Origin of the sequence: Streptomyces sp. NPDC006332 (genome assembly GCF_040612855.1) — a bacterium.
GTDB lineage: Bacteria > Actinomycetota > Actinomycetes > Streptomycetales > Streptomycetaceae > Streptomyces.
The window spans coordinates 77,224-93,803 of record NZ_JBEXRA010000032.1 but is presented as its reverse complement, the minus strand read 5'-3'; the positions used below and the strand labels follow the sequence as shown (position 1 = coordinate 93,803).

Here is a 16,580-nt window from a genome sequence, read left to right as displayed (position 1 = left end):
CACAATCACGGCCACTCTTTGCAAGCATCCGGAGACAACGGTGCAATTCCACGACTCGATGATCAGCCTCGTCGGCAACACCCCGCTGGTGAGGCTCAACAACGTGACCAAGGGCATTCGGGCTACCGTCCTGGCCAAGGTGGAGTACTTCAACCCCGGCGGTTCCGTGAAGGACCGCATCGCCCTGCGCATGATCGAGGCCGCGGAGGAGAGCGGGGCGCTCAAGCCCGGCGGCACGATCGTCGAGCCGACCAGCGGCAACACCGGTGTCGGGCTCGCCATCGTGGCGCAGCAGAAGGGGTACAAGTGCATCTTCGTGTGCCCCGACAAGGTGAGCACCGACAAGATCAACGTGCTGCGGGCGTACGGGGCCGAGGTGGTCGTGTGCCCGACCGCGGTGGACCCGGAGCACCCCGACTCCTACTACAACGTCTCCGACCGACTGGTCCGCGAGACCCCCGGAGCCTGGAAGCCCGACCAGTACTCCAACCCCAACAACCCGCTCTCCCACTACCACTCGACCGGCCCCGAGCTGTGGGAGCAGACGGAGGGCAGGATCACCCACTTCGTCGCGGGCGTGGGGACCGGCGGCACCATCTCCGGTACCGGCCGCTACCTGAAGGACGTCAGCGACGGCAAGGTGAACGTCGTCGGCGCCGACCCCGAGGGCTCGGTGTACTCGGGCGGCTCCGGGCGGCCGTACCTCGTCGAGGGCGTCGGTGAGGACTTCTGGCCCACCGCCTACGACCGGACCGTCGCCGACGAGATCGTGCCGGTGTCCGACAAGGACTCCTTCCAGATGACCCGGCGGCTCGCGAAGGAGGAGGGCCTGCTGGTCGGCGGCTCCTGCGGAATGGCCGTGGTCGCGGCGCTGCGGGTGGCCGAGCGGCTCGGTCCCGACGACGTCGTGGTGGTGCTGCTGCCCGACAGCGGGCGCGGCTACCTCAGCAAGATCTTCAACGACGAGTGGATGGCCGACTACGGCTTCCTGGAGAACGAGGGCCCCAACGCCCGCGTCGCCGACGTCCTCAACGACAAGGTGCACGGCGCCATCCCGTCCCTCGTGCACATGCACCCGGACGAGACCGTCGGCGAGGCCATCGAGGTGCTGCGCGAGTACGGCGTCTCGCAGATGCCGATCGTCAAGCCCGGCGCCGGTCACCCGGACGTCATGGCCGCGGAGGTCGTCGGCTCGGTCGTGGAGCGGGAGCTGCTCAACGCCCTGTTCACGCAGCGCGCCTCGCTGGAGGACCCGCTGGAGAAGCACATGTCGCCGCCGCTGCCGCAGGTCGGCTCCGGCGAACCGGTCGGGGACCTGATGTCCGTGCTCGGCACGGCGGACGCGGCGATCGTCCTCGTCGAGGGCAAGCCGACCGGTGTGGTCAGCCGCCAGGACCTGCTGGCCTTCCTCGCCAAGGGCGGGAAGTGACGGCAAACCTGCGGTGAACTGCCGGTGACGCGGGCGGACTTGCGGTTCGCCCGCCGCATCGGTGGACTTCGCAGAAGTGGTACGAGCGCGTCACGTCCTCGCAGCACACGCTTAACACGGGTCCGGCACATTGGTGGGTGTCGGCAGGGAGGGAGCGGCTCCCCGTCCAGCCGGCACCGAAACGGCGTCACGGACCTCCGGAGCGGCTCCCGGACCTCCACAGACGCCCAGGACGCGTAAGCCAGGCCCTGACCCGGCCCGCGTCCCCCGCGGGGACCGCCGTCGTCCCGCCCCCCGAAACGGGGGTGCGGCGGTCCCCGCGAATACCTTTTCCGGGGTTCTTCCCGAGGCTCTGCTCTAGCCCACCGTGGCCCAACTCCCCAGCAGCGCCAGTCGCTCCGCTGTCTCCGAACCCGGTTCCGGGGTGTAGACCACGATCGTGTGCTCCGGTTCCGCCGGGACCGTCAGCGTCTCGTACGGCAGGGTCAGCAGGCCCGCCACCGGGTGCTGGACGCGTTTCATGCCGTACATGCATGCCTTGACCTCATGGTCGGCCCACAGCCGGCGGAAGTCCGCGCTCTCGTCGGAGAGTTCGCCGACGAGGGCGCACAGCTCCCGGTCGTCGGGGTGGGAGGCGGCGTTCAGGCGCAGATGGGCCGCGGTCTGGGCGGCCACCGCCGCCCAGTCGGGGTAGAGGTCGCGGGCGTTCGGGGCGAGGAAGACCTGGCGGGGGACGTTGCGCTCGTCGGCCGGCAGGCTGCTGAAGCCGCTCACCGCGTCCCCGAGCGCGTTCCAGGCCAGGACGTCCATGCGGCGGCCCAGGACGAACGCCGGGGTGCGGTCCATGCTGTCCAGCAGCAGTTGCACGCCGGGGCGGATCCGGGCCGGGGCCGGACGGCGGTCGGGCCTTCGGCCGGGTCGGGCGACCGTGCGCAGGTATGCGTGCTCTGTCTCGTCCAGTCGCAGCACCCGCGCGATCGCGTCCAGCACGGCGTCCGACACTCCCCCAGACTTCGTCCGGGAGGTGCCCCCAGAGCCGCGGCCCTGTTCCAGGCGGATGTAGTAGTCGACGCTCACCCCGGCCAGCTGCGCCACCTCCTCGCGGCGCAGTCCGGGCACGCGGCGCCGCCCGTATGACGGCAGCCCCACCTCGTCCGGCTGGATGCGTGCTCGGCGCGAGCGCAGAAAGTCTCCCAGTTCCCCGTCCATGGGTTCGATCGTAAGGGGGACGCGGAGCGCCGAGGGTGGTTCTGGCAGACCCAGGAAAAGCGCAGCCCTGGGTGGCGGGGGCGGGGCGGACGAGGGTGGTGGTCGTCGCCGGGAGGGCCGGCGGCGATCCGATCACTCAGGGAGCACTCCATGTCGTACCAGGACCTGGCCGGACGTACCGCCGTCGTCACCGGGGCCGCCAGCGGGATCGGCGAGGCCGTCGCCGTGCTGCTGGCCGCGCGGGGAGCGCGGGTGGCGCTGCTGGCCCGGCGCGAGGAGCGGCTGGCGGAGTTGGCCGCGAAGATCGAGGCCGACGGGGGGCAGGCCCTCGCCGTCGCCGCGGACGTCACGGACGAGGCGTCGGTGGATGCCGCGGTGACCCGGATCCATGAGGCCTACGGCGCCGTCGACCTGGTCGTCAACTCGGCCGGTGTCATGCTGCCCAATCCCGTGGACGACGGGCGGATCGACGAGTGGCGGCGGATGCTCGACACCAACGTCACCGGCGTGCTGCGGGTCATCCGGGCCTTCACCGGCGACCTGGTGTCGGTGGCCGCCGAGGGCCGGACCGCGGACCTGGTGAACATCTCGTCCGTCGGTGCCCACGTCGCCTTCCCGCACTACGCGGTGTACGGGGCGACCAAGGCCGCGGTCACCTATCTCTCCGAGTCCCTGCGCACCGAGTTCGGGCCGCGTGACGTCCGGGTCACCAACATCGAACCGGGTCTGACGGAGTCCGAGCTGAAGTCGCACATCGACAACCGTGACCTGTCCGGGCAGCTCGACGGGATGTTCGACGCGCTGGGCGGGCTGGCGTCCGAGGAGGTCGCCGATGTCGTGGCGTACGTGGCGAGCCGGCCCCGGCGGGTGAATCTGCGGCAGATCGTCGTACTGCCCACGCGACAGGCGTGAGGGCCGGTCGGGCGGGGACGCGGTCAGTCCTTCCAGTCGCCGCCCTCAGCGTCCCGGGTGTCCTTGCGGCGGCGGCCCCGGAAGAGGTCCGGGTTGACGCGGGCGGCGTGGAAGGCGTTGACGCCCACGATGCCCGCCCAGGCGGCCAGCAGGCCGGGGAGGCCGGAGGTGCCGGCGCCGATCGCGGACAGCGGGATCGCCAGGACCAGCGAGACGATGCCGAAGCCGTAGCGCTCGCCCCAGGAGTCCGTGGTCTGCGGTGACCGGGCACCCCGCGCCACCACCATCTGCTGCTCGGCCATCTGCCGGCGCACCCGGCGCTCCACGGCGCCGTCGATGCGCTGGTCGACCTTCTCCAGGAACGAGTCGACCAACGCGGACTCGTACTCCTCGCCCAGCTCCCTGCGGGCCTGCAGGGTGGCGTCGAGTTCCTTCTTCAGCTCGGTGTCCCGCGCGTCCATTCCGTTCATGTGACCCACGGTAAGGAGCCCGCGCGCCCGCCGCACTGGGGTTAGCCCCCCTGTTCGGCCGGGGGCGCGCCGGGACCGTCTACTTCGCCAGCCCGTGCTGCTTGGCGTAGTCGTTCGCCACGTCCTCCGGGTCCTTCTTGTCCTTGTCCACCTGGCGGTTGAGTTCGGTGAGCTGGGCGGTGGTGAGGACGTTGCCGAGGCGGGCGAGCGCCTTGCGGACCGTGGAGTCGGCCTTGCGGTCGGCGATGAGCGGGACGACGTGCTGGCCCGGGATCAGGTTCTTCGGGTCGGACAGCACCACCCAGTCGTTGGCCTGGATGTCGGTGTCGGTGGTGAACAGGTTCGCCACGTCCACGTCGCCCTTCTTCAGGGCGCCCTTGACCAGCGGGCCGGACGAGTCGAGGGACTTGAACTCCTTGAACTCCACCCCGTAGACGTCCTTCAGGCCGACCACGCCCACCTGGCGCTTCTTCACCTCGGGCGCTGCACCGATGACCAGCTTGCCGTTCTGCTTGCGCAGGTCGGCGAGGGAGGTCAGGCCGTACTTGCGGGCGGTCTCGCGGGTGACGACGAAGGCGTCCGAGTCCTCGGCCATGCCGTACGGCAGCACCTGGAGGCCGGCCGGGAGGGCGATGGCGAGGGCGTTCTGCATCGCGCCCTCCTCGGTCGCCGTCGCCTTCGGGTCGAGGTAGTGCAGGAGGGCGCCCTGGTACTCGGGGAGGAGGTCGATGTCGCCGCCCTTGAGGGCGGGGATCAGGATCTCGCGGGTGCCGAGGTTGGGGCGGACGGTGGTCTTCACGCCGGCTGCCTCCAGGACGGCCGCGTACAGGTAGCCCAGGACCTGGTTCTCGGTGAAGTTCGCGGTGCCGACGGTGACCCCGCCCTTGCTGGAGCCGCCGCCACCTGAGGTGGTGCCCTGGCTGTCGAGGGAGGTGATGCCGCTGGAGCACGCGGAGAGGGCGGGGACGGTGACGGCCGCTCCTGCGAGCGCGCCGAGGAGAGTGCGACGGTTCATTTCGGGGGTCCCTACGCGGTGCGGTGTCGGAAGAGGAAGCGCTGGAGGCCGCTGAGGGCCAGGTCCAGGACGACGGCGACCGCGGCCACCAGCACCGCGCCGCCGAGTACCTGGACGAGGTCGCGCTGGGCGAGGCCGTCGAAGACGTAGCGGCCCAGGCCGCCGAAGGAGACGTAGGCGGCGATCGTGGCGGTGGCCACCACCTGGATGAGGGCGAGCCGCAGGCCCGTCATGATCAACGGGAGGGCGAGGGGGAACTCCACCTGGAAGAGGACCTGGTGGGCGCGCATCCCCTGGCCGTGTGCGGCGTCCTTCACGTCCGGGTCGACGGCGGTCATCCCGGCGTAGGTGTTGGTGACGATCGCCGGGACCGCGAGGGCGACCAGCGCGATGTACACCGGCCACATCGACAGGCCGCTGGCCAGGAAGACCAGCACCACCAGTCCGACGGTCGGCAGGGCGCGGCCGAAGGACGCGAGGTTGATGGCGAGGAACGCGCCTCTGCCGGTGTGGCCGATCAACAGGCCGAGGGGCAGGCCGATGGCGGTCGCGATGAGCGTGGCCAGCAGCGAGTACTGGAGGTGTTCGGCGAGGCGGTGGGCGATGCCGTCCGAGCCGGACCACTGGGCGGCGTCGGTCAGCCAGGAGCCGAGGCTCTTGAAAAGTTCGTACATCAGGCTCGCCGCCTCTTCCACGGGGTGAGGACGTACTGGACCGCGACCAGGAGCGCGTCCGCGGCCACCGCCAGCAGCAGGGTCAGGACCACGCCCACGATCACCGGGGTCGGGTAGTTGCGCTGGAAGCCGTCGGTGAAGAGCTGGCCCAGGCCGCCGTCGCCGATGTAGGTGGCGACCGAGACCAGGGAGATCGACATGACCGTCGCGATCCGGACGCCCGCCATGATGACGGGGAGCGCGAGGGGGAGTTCGACGGTGAGCAGCGTGCGCAGCGGGCGGGTGCCCATCGCCTTCGCGGCTTCCTTCGTCCGCTCGGGCACCGAGTCGAGGCCCTCGACCGTGTTGCGGAGCAGGACGACCAGGGTGTAGATCGTCAGGCCGATGACGGTGGTGGTGCGGGTGAGGCCGCTGACTGGCAGCAACAGTACGAAGATGGCGATCGACGGGATCGTGAACAGGACGTTCGACAGTCCGAGCAGGAAGCCGCGCAGCGGGCGGACCCGGTGGGCCACCACGGCCAGCGGAAGGCTGATCAGCAGTCCGAGGAGCACGGCGGTCAGGGCCGCCTGGAGGTGGGAGACGGTGAGGGTGGTGAGGTCGTCGGTGTGGCCGGATATCCACGACCAGTCGACGGTCATGCGGCCACTCCCTTCTCGGCGTGGGCCTCGGTGCGGGCTTCGGTGTGGGCCCGGCCCGCGTGGGCGTGGATGTCGTCGCGGGACGAGACGCCGGTGAGGACTCCGGCCGCGTCGACCCGGGCGACCAGACCGGCGGGGGAGGCCACCGACTCGTTGAGCGCCGACAGCAGGGAGTCGTCGTCCTTGAGTGCTCGTACGGGGAGCTCGGCGTCCTTGGACGTCCAGTGCAGCGGCTTGCGGGCCTCGTCGAGGGCGAGCGTCCAGGTGCCGCCCTCGGGGGCCGGGCCCTGCGGGACGTCGGCGAGGGTCTTCAGCGAGAGCAGCTTCAGGCCGCGCTCGGCGCCCAGGAAGTCGGCGACGAACTCGTCGGCCGGGCGGGCGAGGAGTTCGGTGGGCGGGGCGCACTGGACGAGGTGGCCTCCGGTGCGGAAGATCGCGATGCGGTCGCCGAGCCGTACCGCCTCGTCGATGTCGTGCGTGACGAAGACGATGGTCTTGCTCAACTCCTTCTGCAGGCGCAGCAGTTCGTCCTGGAGCTGGGTGCGTACCACCGGGTCGACCGCGCCGAACGGCTCGTCCATGAGCAGCACCGGCGGGTCGGCGGCGAGCGCGCGGGCGACGCCGACGCGCTGCTGCTGGCCGCCGGAGAGCTGGTGCGGGTACCGCTTTCCGGCCTCCGCGGTGAGACCGACGGTCTCCAGCAGTTCGGCGGCGCGGGCCCGCGCCTTGCGGCGGCCGTGGCCCAGCAGCAGCGGCACGGTGGCGATGTTGTCGAGCACCGTGCGGTGCGGGAAGAGGCCCGACTGCTGGATGACGTACCCGATGGAGCGGCGCAGTTCGGCCGCGTCCTGCCGCTGGACGTCCTTGCCGCCGACCCGGATGGTGCCGGAGGTCGGTTCGACCATCCGGTTGACCATGCGCAGGGTGGTGGTCTTGCCGCAACCGGAGGATCCGACGAGGACCGTCACGCCGCCTTCCGGCATTTCCAGGGAGAGGTCGTGGACTGCTGTCGTGCCGTTGGGGAAGCGCTTGTGGACCGCGTCGAACTGGATCATGAGTTGTCCCTTGCCCGGCTGTATAACGTCATGCAGAGTTCTTGGTAGGTGAATAGGTTGTCAACGCCCCGGCGTTAATCCGTCGTAACAGATGACCAGGAAGCAAGATCGATTGTCCTGGTTGAGAAGGGTTTGGGGTTCAATGTCGTCTCAGATCGTGGACCCACCGCGAACCGCGGGCTCCGCTCTCGTCGTCCTCGACGGCGTCGGTCTCGGCGTCGTGGACGTCGTCCGGCTCGCCGACGGGTCCGCGCGACCGGTCCCCGGGAGCGAGGCGACGCGGCGCGTGGAGGGTGCCTGGGACGCCGCCCGGCAGATCGCCGCGACCGGGCGCGTCTACGGCCGCTCCACCGGCGTCGGAGCGAACCGGAACGAGGACGTGCCCACCGAGGCGGCCACCGAACACGGCCTCAGGCTGCTGCGCAGCCACGCCGGCGCCATCGGCGAGGAGCTGCCCGCGCGGCAGGTGCGCGCGATGCTCGCCGTGCGCGCCAACCAACTGCTGGCCGGCGGGGCGGGCCTCAGGCCCACCGTCGTCACCGCCCTGTGCGAGGCGCTGGAGAGCGGGGCCCACCCGGTGGTGAACGAGTTCGGGTCCGTCGGCACCGGCGACATCGCCGCCCTCGCCCAGGCCGGCCTGGCGCTGGCCGGCGAACACCCCTGGCGGGGGACGGGCGCCCCCGAACCGCAGCCGCTCGACAACAACGACGCCCTCGCCTTCATCAGCAGCAACGCCCTCACCCTCGGCCAGTCCGCGCTCGCCCTGCACGAACTGCGCGGACTCCTGGAGGCCACCCAGGTGGTCGGCGCCCTGTCCCTGCTGGCCGTCGACGGCTCGCACGAGGCCTACGCCGCCCCCGTGCACGCCGCCCGCCCGCACCGCGGCTCCAGCGAAGTCGCCCGCCGGATGCGGACGTTGATCGGCGCCGCCGACCGGCCCACCCCGCCGCTCGGCCGGATCCAGGACCCGTACGGCTTCCGCTGCCTGCCCCAGATACACGGCCCGGCACACGACGCGGCCGACGCCCTGGAGGAGGTCCTCGCGATAGAGATCAACGCGGCGTCCGAGAACCCGCTGATCTGCGCCGAGGACCTGGCCGCCTACCACCACGGCGGCTTCTACCAGGCCCAACTCACCCTCGCCCTGGACCACTTCCGGCTGGCCATGACCCAGGTGGCCCGCCTGTCCATGTCCCGGCTGTCCACCCTCAACGAGCCCGCCTACACCCGCCTCAAGCCCTTCCTCGCCGACCAGGAACCCGCCTCATCCGGCGTGATGATCCTGGAGTACGCGGCCGGCGCCGCCCTCGGCGACCTCGGGGCCTTCTCCGCGCCCGCTTCCCTCGGGCACGCTGTACTCTCCCGAGGCGTCGAGGAACAGGCCAGCTTCGCCTCGCTCGCCGCACGCCAGACACTGCGGGCGTGCGGTGCGTTCCGGCACGTCGTCGGCTGCGAACTCGTCGCCGCCGTACGGGCACTGCGCCAGCGCGGCATCGAGCCCGAGCCCGGGCTCGGCGTGGGCCACGCGCTGGAACTCGCCGAGTCGGTGCTCGACGAGGACCAGGCCGACCGGCCGCTCACGCACGACGTGACCGTCGCGGCCGCACTGCTCGACCGGTTCACGGACATCTGGAGGGGAAGCGACGCATGAGCGGGGACGGGAACGCCGAAGTGGTGGACGGGGGCGCGGGTGTGGGCGCGCCCGGTGACGGGGCGGCGGTGCCCGGCGGTGGCGCGGGCGTCTCCGGTGGTGGCGCGGCTGTCTCCGGTGGTGGCGCGGGCGTGCCGGACAGTCCGGCCGCGCGGCTGCAGGTCCTCTTCGAGGGACACCGGCTGACACCCACCCAGCGGCGTATCGCGCACAGCATGGTGCGGCGGGCCTCCGACGTGCCGTTCCTGTCCAGCGTGGAGCTGGCGGAGCTGGCCGGGGTCAGTCAGCCGTCCGTCACCCGCTTCGCGGTCGCCCTCGGTTTCGACGGCTACCCGGCGCTGCGCAAGCACCTGCGCGAGGTCGCGCCCGCCGAGCCGGCCGCGGACGCGGCCTCGTACAACGAGTACCAGCAGGCCGTCGAGGCCGAGATCGAGAACCTGCGGCTGCTGGCGGAGGTGCTGGCCGACCCGCGGCCGGTGCTGCGGGCGGGGCGGCTGCTCGCCGCCTCGCGCCCCCTGCCGGTGCTCGGGCTGCGGGCCGCGGCCTCGCAGGCGTACGGCTTCGCGTACTTCGCCGCCAAGGTCCACCCGGAGGTTCGGCTGCTCAACGAGGGCGGCACGATGATCCACGACCGGATCGACGCCGCCGTGCACGCGGGCGCCACCACGCTGCTGTGCTTCGCGCTGCCCCGCCACCCGCGCGAGGTCGTGGACACCCTCGCCTACGCCAAGGAGGCGGGACTGACCGTGGTGACCGTCGCCGACTCCGCCTTCGCGCCGGTCGCCAAGGTCTCCGACCTGCTGCTGCCGGCCGCGGTCGGCACCGGACTCGCCTTCGACACGGCCTGCGCGCCGATGCTGCTGGGCCGGGTCCTGCTGGAGGCGATGTGCGACGACCTGCCGGGCGCGCAGTCCCGGCTGGAGGAGTTCGACGCGAAGGCGGCGGCCCGGGGGCTGTTCGTCGAGTGAGCGCGGGCTGGGCGTGGGCCGCTCTCAGACTCGTCTCACCTTCGCCCGTTAATCTCCGCGACCAGAAAATCGTGCTGGGCGACGAGGAGGCGGAGCGTGTCACGCGGAGGTCAGGGTCTGGCTCGGGTGGCGGTCGTCGTACGGGCAGGAGCCGCGCCCATGTGGTGGCTCGGGGTGTTCGCGGCGGGGATCGGTGCGCTGGTGCCGGGCGTCACGGGCCGGCGGATCGGGGTGATGGCGGGGGCGGCGCTGTTCGTCGTCGCGGTCGCGGTGGTGGCGTTGCACCGCCGTAAGCGGTACCTGCAACTGGCCCGCTCGGCCGCCCGCGCGGGCAAGCACGACGTGCTCCAGGACCGTGCGGTGAGTGTGCGCAACTGGCGCCGGGGACACCGCTGGTGGCTGCTGCTCGGTTTCCTCGCCGCGCTGGGCAGCGCGTTCGCGGTGCCCGCCGCCGGGGGCATGCTGCTCGCCGGCTGCGGCACCGGACTGCGGCTCAAGGCCGCCTGGCTCGGTCGGCGCGAGCGGGACGAGGACGCGCTGCTGTGGGTGCGGGTCGACTGGCTCGCCACGAACGGCGGGCGCCCGGCCGGCAAGACGGTCCGGGCGTACCGCAGCACGGGCATCGCGGCGGGCGACGCGGCCCCGGGTGGAGCCCGCCGCCGCACCGCGGCGCTCGTCTAGCACCGGGCCGTTGGCCCTCGTCCAACGCGGGCCGTCCGCAGCACCGTCGCGGTACCGGGACCCGTCCCGTCAGACCTCCAGGTCCTCCTCGATCCTCTTCAGCTGGTGTCGGGCCATCGCCAGGTTGGCCCGCTTGGCGTCGAGGACCAGGTAGAGGAACAGGCCGTTGCCGCCCCGGCCGCTGATCAGCCGGATCAGGTGGTACTGGTCGGACAGGGTGATCAGGATGTCCTCGATCTGCGCCTTGAGCCCGAGGTGCTCCATGGTGCGCATCTTCGCGCGGACCACGTCGGTGTTGCCGGCGGCGGCGACATTGAGGTCGAAGCCCTTGCTGCCGCCCAGGGTGCCCAGCGCCATACCGCTGGTGTAGTCGACGAGCGCGACGCCGGTGGCGCCCTCGATGGAGGCCAGCGCCTCTTTGAGTGTGGTTTCGGTGTTGGCCATGACGGTTCCCTCAACTTTCGGTGGTGGTACGCGCCACCGTGGGTGCGGTGGGCGTTTCGGTGCCTGGCTCACGTGTGTCGGCGGGCTTGGACCGGGAGGTACGACTGGTCCTGGCCCGCGGCGCGGTGGTCCTGGCCGTGGTTTTCGTGGGGGGCTTGGGCCGGGGCGCCGGGATGGCGTCGACCAGCTCTCCGATGCGGGCCCCGGCCCGGCGGCCCTCCAGGTGGAGGCGGCCGACGTTGACGCGGTCCTGGGCGAGCAGGGTCAGCAGGGCGGTGCGGCCCGCCGCGTACGTGGCCACGTAGCCGTACACCCCGCGGACGAGCAGTTCGCGGAAGTCGCCCTGACCGGTCGCGTCGGTCAGCCGGCCGGCCAGGTCGTGGGCGGTGCCGGTGAGCGCGGCCACCGTCCCCGGGTCGACGCCGGGGGTGTCCTGAGCGAGGACGAGTCCGTCGGCCCCGGCGGCCAGGGCGCCGGTCAGCTGGGGCACGCGGGCCCTGAGCCGCTGCAACTCCTCCAGGATTTCGGCCTCCGCCGCCATCAGGTCTCTCCTCTCGGCGCGGGTCCGCTGCTGCTGCCGTTGCCACTCAAAGGGCCTCCAGCGCATCCCTGAGCCTCTTCAGCAATGTGATGTGGGGGTCGATGACTTCGGTGGGGGGCGCCGCGAGCGGGTCGGACAAGCCGGATGGGTCGAGCGGGTCGGGGCGACCGGACGGGCTGGGTGGGTTTGGTGGGCTGGGTGATATCGGTGGTCTGGCTGGTCTGGCTGGTCTGGCTGGTCTGGATCGGCCGGGGGCGTCGGGAGCTTTCGGTGCCTCAGGGGCTCCGGGTGCTCCGGGTGGTGCGGGTGCCTTCGGCGGTTCGGCGAGGACCGGTCGGCGGGGCGAGATCACACCGGCGGCCGCCAACCGCCGTAGGTCGACCAGGGTGTGGAACGCCGGGCGGCCGAGGCCCCTGGCGATGTCCGGTGCCGTACGGGCGTCGTCCGGGTGGGCGTCGTCCAGGTAGGCCAGGACCGCGCGCTGACGTGCGGTGGGCGCCGGGGGCGCGGGGCGGTGCGCGCGGACGAGGGGCGCCTCGTCCGTGGCCGGGTCGGGCCAGATGCGGTGCAGCAGGTCACGGCGGCGCAGGGTCTCGCGCTCCAGGGCTGCCACCGGCACCGGGCACGGGCAGCCGGGCCCGTCCTGGCCGGCGTAGCGGAAGCGGCCCGGGCTGCTGCTGGGCGCGAGGGCGAAGTACGCCGCGTCGTACAGCGCGACCAGCCGGCACAGGTCCAGCGTGCCAGGGGTGAGGTGTCCGTCGGCGACCAGGAGGTGACCGGCGCGGTGCCGGTCGCCGGTCTCGGTCAACGCCTGCCGCCAGGTACCGGCGTCGAGCGTGCCGCAGGCGGTGAGCAGGACCTCGAGGCCGGGCGCGGCAGGGCTCTCGGCGTGCACCACCCGGCCCCCGGCGAGATGGAGCGTGCCGCGCTCGCGGACCAGGACGCCGGTGGCCCGCTCGGCGGCGAGCCGGGTCAGCATCGGTGAGACGCCGCCCCAGCCCCGGTCCAGGGCCGCCGCCTTGTCCCGCACGGGCAGCCGGGGCGGGGGAGTGGTCCGCACGGCGGTCATCCCAGCACCAGCCGTCCGGCCATCTCGCCCAGCCGGATACGGGCCAGCGCGAGATTGCCCTCGGAGCGGGCCAGCCACAGGTGCAGGCACACGCTGCTGTCGAAGGACGTCGGCACGAACCGCAGCACGTGGTAGCTGTCCCGGTTGCTGATGATGAGGTCCTCGACCGGTGGGGCAGCGCCGTCACCGTCGCCTTCCTCACCGGCGCCCGCCGCGAACGCGTGCTGCTCGGCGGCGATCCGGGCGAGCTCCGCGGCCTCGACCGCGGCGGTCTCCGGGTCGCCGCCCGGGGACTCACCGACCGTGCCCAGGGCCAGTCCGCTCGTCCAGTCGACCAGTGCGGCGCCCCGGGCACCGGGCAGTCGCATGGCTTCCAGCAGGCACTCGTCGATTCCGGGCACCCTGGCTCCCCCTCCCCCTGGGATTCGGCTGAGTGACGCCGAAGCTACGCAACGTGTGCGCGAGGAGTGAGTGTTCTGGCATTTTCCAGTGGAACATGCGGCGGATGACTAAGGTGGGTCAACTGACCTCATTCACAGGCAAGTTGATCAGCAGCCCGCACCGGTGTGCGTCAACGGGAGCCAGGAGTGCGCAAGGTGGTGAGCGCGTCGGCGTGCGCCCCTCCAGATTCGGCCACGATCTCCTCGACGGTCTGCGCCTCCCGCACGGTCGAGAAGACAGCCCCTCCGGTCCCGTCGGGTGCGAAGCCGTAGATGCCGGGCCGGGCCAGGGAGTTGTACGCGTAGTGGTGCGCGAAGTAGTACGCGCCCGTGTCCAGAGCCGCCGCGTAGTCGCCCGGAGCCAGCAGCGGCAGCGCATAGCCCTGGGCGAGCAGGTCGCCCGCGAAGCACGCCGGCCCGGCGACGTCCTGCACCACCTCGGGCCCCGTCTTCGGCCGCCCCTCGCGGTCGTACCCGGCGATCCTCAGCGGCCACGCCCCCGGCGCGTACACCGTCCGCGTCGCCACCTGCACGCCCGCGTGCGTCACCGCCACCGGCCGGCCGCCGGCGCTCTTGGCGTACTCGACCCGCGCCACCAGCGTCCCGTGCTTGGCCAGCAACGACCGTCCGAACTCGGTCACCAGCCCGTAGCGCCCGTCGAACAGCCCCGGCACCGTCTCCTTCAGCACCCGCGCGTAGTCCGCGTACGTCGGTGTCGTCGCGTCCGACGCGAAGTTCACCGGCAGTCCGCCGCCGATGTCGATGGTGTCGATCTGCGGCCGGCCGATCCGCCGGTTGATCTCCTCCGCGAGCCGGTACGTCTCCGCCACGCCCTCGGCCATCAGGGCGAGCGGAACGCCCTGTGATCCGGTGTGCGCGTGCAGCCGGGACAACCAGGGGCGCTCGACGCAGGCCCGCACCACCCACTCGCGCGCCCCCTCGTCCCGCAGCGCCACCCCGAACTTGGAGGTCGCCGTGGCGGTGGACAGCGCCTCGATCGCACCCGCCCCGACCTGCGGGTTCACCCGGATACCGAGGGGTGAGCGACTGGGTGCCATGGGGGCACCTCCCACGCCTTTCGGGCTGTGGGGGAGCATCAGGCCGTCGATGCGCTCCAGCTCCTGAGGGTTGTCGGCGTTGATGGCGATCCCCAGCGCCAGTGCCTCGCGCAGTTCGGCCGGTGTCTTCGCCGGCGAGTCGAGGACGGTCCGGGCCGCCGGCATCCCCGCCGCCCGTGCCAGCGCCAGCTCGCCCGGGCTCGCCACCTCCGCGCCGATCCCCTCCGCCCGCAGCAGCCGCAGCACCGGCACCAGTGGGGCCGCCTTCACCGCGAAGGCGTGCAGTACGGGTGTGCCGGGCGCGGCGACCTCGTCGAAGGCGGCCCGCAACCGGGCCGCGGACTCCCGGATTCCGGCGACGTCGAGCAGTCCGATCAGGGGGTGGCCGGGCCCCAGCAACCCCTGCTCCACGGCCGCCCGGACCGCGTCGTCCCGGCGGACGACCCGCCCCTGGTCGCCCTCGCTCGCATGACTCTTGTCGGCATCGCTCACGACGTCCCCCGTCAGGTCGGCGTCTGCACCCATGCATCCAGCCAAACACCCCAACCGGGCCCACGCCGTCGCCCCCACGTATTGACTAGTTCTATTCAGAGGGTCAGGATGTGAATAACGGCAGCAACAGTCCGCTAGGAGGCAGACCATGTCAGGACCCCGCCCCGTACGAGCTCCGCGCGGTACGGAACTGAGCGCCCTGGGATGGCAGCAGGAAGCCGCCCTGCGGATGCTGCAGAACAACCTCGACCCGGAGGTCGCCGAGCACCCCGACAAGCTCGTCGTCTACGGCGGCACCGGCAAGGCGGCCCGCGACTGGCGTTCCTTCGACGCCATGGTCCGCACGCTCAGGACCCTGAAGCAGGACGAGACCATGCTGGTCCAGTCCGGCCGTCCGGTCGGCGTCATGCAGACCCACGAGTGGGCCCCGCGCGTCCTCATCGCCAACTCCAACCTGGTCGGCGACTGGGCCAACTGGGAGGAGTTCCGCCGCCTGGAGGCCCTCGGCCTGACCATGTACGGGCAGATGACCGCCGGCTCCTGGATCTACATCGGCACCCAGGGCATCCTCCAGGGCACCTACGAGACCTTCGCCGCCGTCGCAGCGAAGAAGTTCAACGGCACCCTCGCCGGGACGATCACCCTCACCGCCGGCCTCGGCGGCATGGGTGGCGCGCAGCCCCTCGCGGTGACCATGAACGACGGCGTCGCCATCTGCGTCGACTGCGACCCCCGGGCCATCGACCGGCGCATCGAGCACCGCTACCTCGACGTGAAGGCCGACAGCCTGGAGCACGCCCTCCAGCTCGCCGTCGAGGCCCGGGACGCCCGCCGCCCGCTCTCCATCGGCCTGCTCGGCAACGCCGCCGAACTGCTGCCGCGGATGCTCGCCGAGGGCGCCCCCGTCGACATCGTCACCGACCAGACCTCGGCGCACGACCCGCTCGCATACCTCCCGGTGGGCGTCGACTTCGACGACATGGCCTCCGCCGCGGCCAAGGACCCGGCCGGGTTCACCACCCGCGCCCGCGAGTCGATGGCCCGGCACGTCGAGGCGATGGTCGGCTTCATGGACGCCGGCGCGGAGGTCTTCGACTACGGCAACTCGATCCGCGGCGAGGCCCAACTCGCCGGGTACGACCGGGCGTTCGCCTTCCCCGGCTTCGTCCCCGCCTACATCCGCCCGCTGTTCTGCGAGGGCAAGGGCCCCTTCCGCTGGGCGGCCCTGTCCGGGGACCCCGCCGACATCGCGAAGACCGACAAGGCGATCCTCGACCTCTTCCCGGAGAACGAGTCCCTGCACCGCTGGATCAAGATGGCGGGGGAGCGCGTCCACTTCCAGGGCCTGCCCGCCCGGATCTGCTGGCTCGGCTACGGCGAGCGGGACAAGGCCGGTGAGCGGTTCAACGACATGGTGGCCTCCGGTGAGCTGGCCGCCCCGCTGGCCATCGGCCGCGACCACCTCGACTGCGGGTCGGTGGCCTCCCCGTACCGCGAGACCGAGGCCATGCTCGACGGCTCCGACGCGATCGCCGACTGGCCGCTGCTGAACGCCATGGTCAACGTGGCCTCGGGCGCGTCCTGGGTCTCCCTCCACCACGGCGGTGGCGTCGGCATGGGGCGCTCCATCCACGCCGGGCAGGTGTCGGTGGCCGACGGCACGAAGCTGGCCGGCGAGAAGATCCGGCGGGTGCTGACGAACGACCCCGGGATGGGTGTCATCCGGCACGTGGACGCGGGGTACGACATCGCGGAGTCGGTCGCCGACGAGCGGGGTGTGCGGGTGCCCATGCGCGAGGGTGACGACGCGTGACCCTTCCGGGAGGTGCAA

At 72.0% G+C, this 16,580-nt stretch carries 17 protein-coding genes; 6 read left to right on the top strand and 11 right to left on the bottom strand.

All coding sequences use genetic code 11. The annotated features are described in order from the left end of the window. Positions 1-40: 40 nt before the first annotated feature. Positions 41-1,429 (top strand): cystathionine beta-synthase, encoded by a 1,389-nt coding sequence (locus ABZ027_RS26700; protein WP_356772604.1) that lies wholly within the window; start codon positions 41-43, stop codon positions 1,427-1,429. Between the two features lie 357 nt (positions 1,430-1,786). Here the strand turns inward: ABZ027_RS26700 and ABZ027_RS26695 are convergent, their stop codons facing one another. Then, complete coding sequence (locus ABZ027_RS26695; protein ID WP_356772602.1) at positions 1,787-2,638, bottom strand: helix-turn-helix transcriptional regulator; 852 nt, start codon at positions 2,636-2,638, stop codon at positions 1,787-1,789. A gap of 150 nt (positions 2,639-2,788) precedes the next feature. On the opposite strand from ABZ027_RS26695, the gene ABZ027_RS26690 reads away from it, so the two are divergent. Continuing rightward, complete coding sequence (locus tag ABZ027_RS26690; protein WP_356772600.1) at positions 2,789-3,550, top strand: SDR family oxidoreductase; 762 nt, start codon at positions 2,789-2,791, stop codon at positions 3,548-3,550. 23 nt (positions 3,551-3,573) lie between these two features. Here ABZ027_RS26690 and ABZ027_RS26685 read toward each other — a convergent pair whose 3' ends face one another. From ABZ027_RS26685 to ABZ027_RS26665, 5 genes are all read right to left on the bottom strand, one after another. Further along, positions 3,574-4,011 carry a hypothetical protein gene (locus ABZ027_RS26685; protein WP_356772644.1) on the bottom strand — a complete coding sequence of 146 codons (438 nt, stop codon included), beginning with the start codon at positions 4,009-4,011 and terminating at the stop codon, positions 3,574-3,576. Between the two features lie 88 nt (positions 4,012-4,099). Beyond that, a complete protein-coding gene (locus tag ABZ027_RS26680; protein ID WP_356772598.1) occupies positions 4,100-5,035 on the bottom strand; it encodes an ABC transporter substrate-binding protein in 936 nt (311 codons plus the stop codon). Between the two features lie 11 nt (positions 5,036-5,046). Then, positions 5,047-5,709 carry an ABC transporter permease gene (locus ABZ027_RS26675; RefSeq protein WP_356772596.1) on the bottom strand — a complete coding sequence of 221 codons (663 nt, stop codon included), beginning with the start codon at positions 5,707-5,709 and terminating at the stop codon, positions 5,047-5,049. Beyond that, complete coding sequence (locus tag ABZ027_RS26670; protein ID WP_356772595.1) at positions 5,709-6,350, bottom strand: ABC transporter permease; 642 nt, start codon at positions 6,348-6,350, stop codon at positions 5,709-5,711. Before ABZ027_RS26670 ends, ABZ027_RS26675 begins: the two co-directional genes overlap by 1 nt. After that, entirely contained in the window at positions 6,347-7,405 is a 1,059-nt protein-coding gene (locus ABZ027_RS26665) for an ABC transporter ATP-binding protein (protein WP_356772593.1), read from the bottom strand. Before ABZ027_RS26665 ends, ABZ027_RS26670 begins: the two co-directional genes overlap by 4 nt. Before the next feature lie 142 nt (positions 7,406-7,547). Between ABZ027_RS26665 and ABZ027_RS26660 the strand changes: the two genes are divergently transcribed. From ABZ027_RS26660 to ABZ027_RS26650, 3 genes are all read left to right on the top strand, one after another. Further along, positions 7,548-9,056: an aromatic amino acid ammonia-lyase gene (locus ABZ027_RS26660; RefSeq protein ID WP_356772591.1), complete on the top strand. Its 1,509-nt coding sequence runs from the start codon at positions 7,548-7,550 to the stop codon at positions 9,054-9,056. Beyond that, positions 9,053-10,024 carry a MurR/RpiR family transcriptional regulator gene (locus tag ABZ027_RS26655; RefSeq protein ID WP_356772590.1) on the top strand — a complete coding sequence of 324 codons (972 nt, stop codon included), beginning with the start codon at positions 9,053-9,055 and terminating at the stop codon, positions 10,022-10,024. The genes ABZ027_RS26660 and ABZ027_RS26655 overlap by 4 nt, the downstream gene beginning before the upstream one ends. Positions 10,025-10,120: 96 nt before the next feature. Beyond that, a complete protein-coding gene (locus tag ABZ027_RS26650; RefSeq protein ID WP_356772588.1) occupies positions 10,121-10,705 on the top strand; it encodes a hypothetical protein in 585 nt (194 codons plus the stop codon). Between the two features lie 69 nt (positions 10,706-10,774). Here ABZ027_RS26650 and ABZ027_RS26645 read toward each other — a convergent pair whose 3' ends face one another. From ABZ027_RS26645 to ABZ027_RS26625, 5 genes are all read right to left on the bottom strand, one after another. Then, the gene (locus tag ABZ027_RS26645) at positions 10,775-11,149 is read right to left on the bottom strand and encodes a hypothetical protein (protein WP_356772586.1); all 375 of its coding nucleotides are present in this window, start codon (positions 11,147-11,149) and stop codon (positions 10,775-10,777) included. Positions 11,150-11,159: 10 nt separating this feature from the next. Continuing rightward, a complete protein-coding gene (locus tag ABZ027_RS26640; RefSeq protein WP_356772584.1) occupies positions 11,160-11,690 on the bottom strand; it encodes a roadblock/LC7 domain-containing protein in 531 nt (176 codons plus the stop codon). 46 nt (positions 11,691-11,736) lie between these two features. After that, positions 11,737-12,759 carry a hypothetical protein gene (locus ABZ027_RS26635; RefSeq protein ID WP_356772582.1) on the bottom strand — a complete coding sequence of 341 codons (1,023 nt, stop codon included), beginning with the start codon at positions 12,757-12,759 and terminating at the stop codon, positions 11,737-11,739. Next, positions 12,756-13,160, bottom strand: coding sequence for a hypothetical protein (locus ABZ027_RS26630; protein WP_356772580.1), 405 nt, complete (start codon positions 13,158-13,160; stop codon positions 12,756-12,758). The genes ABZ027_RS26635 and ABZ027_RS26630 overlap by 4 nt, the downstream gene beginning before the upstream one ends. A 170-nt stretch (positions 13,161-13,330) precedes the next feature. After that, a complete protein-coding gene (locus ABZ027_RS26625; protein WP_356772578.1) occupies positions 13,331-14,782 on the bottom strand; it encodes a diaminopimelate decarboxylase in 1,452 nt (483 codons plus the stop codon). Between the two features lie 115 nt (positions 14,783-14,897). Here ABZ027_RS26625 and hutU point away from each other — a divergent pair, with 115 nt between their 5' ends. Further along, positions 14,898-16,562 (top strand): urocanate hydratase, encoded by a 1,665-nt coding sequence (hutU, locus tag ABZ027_RS26620; protein WP_356772577.1) that lies wholly within the window; start codon positions 14,898-14,900, stop codon positions 16,560-16,562. Positions 16,563-16,580: the final 18 nt, after the last annotated feature.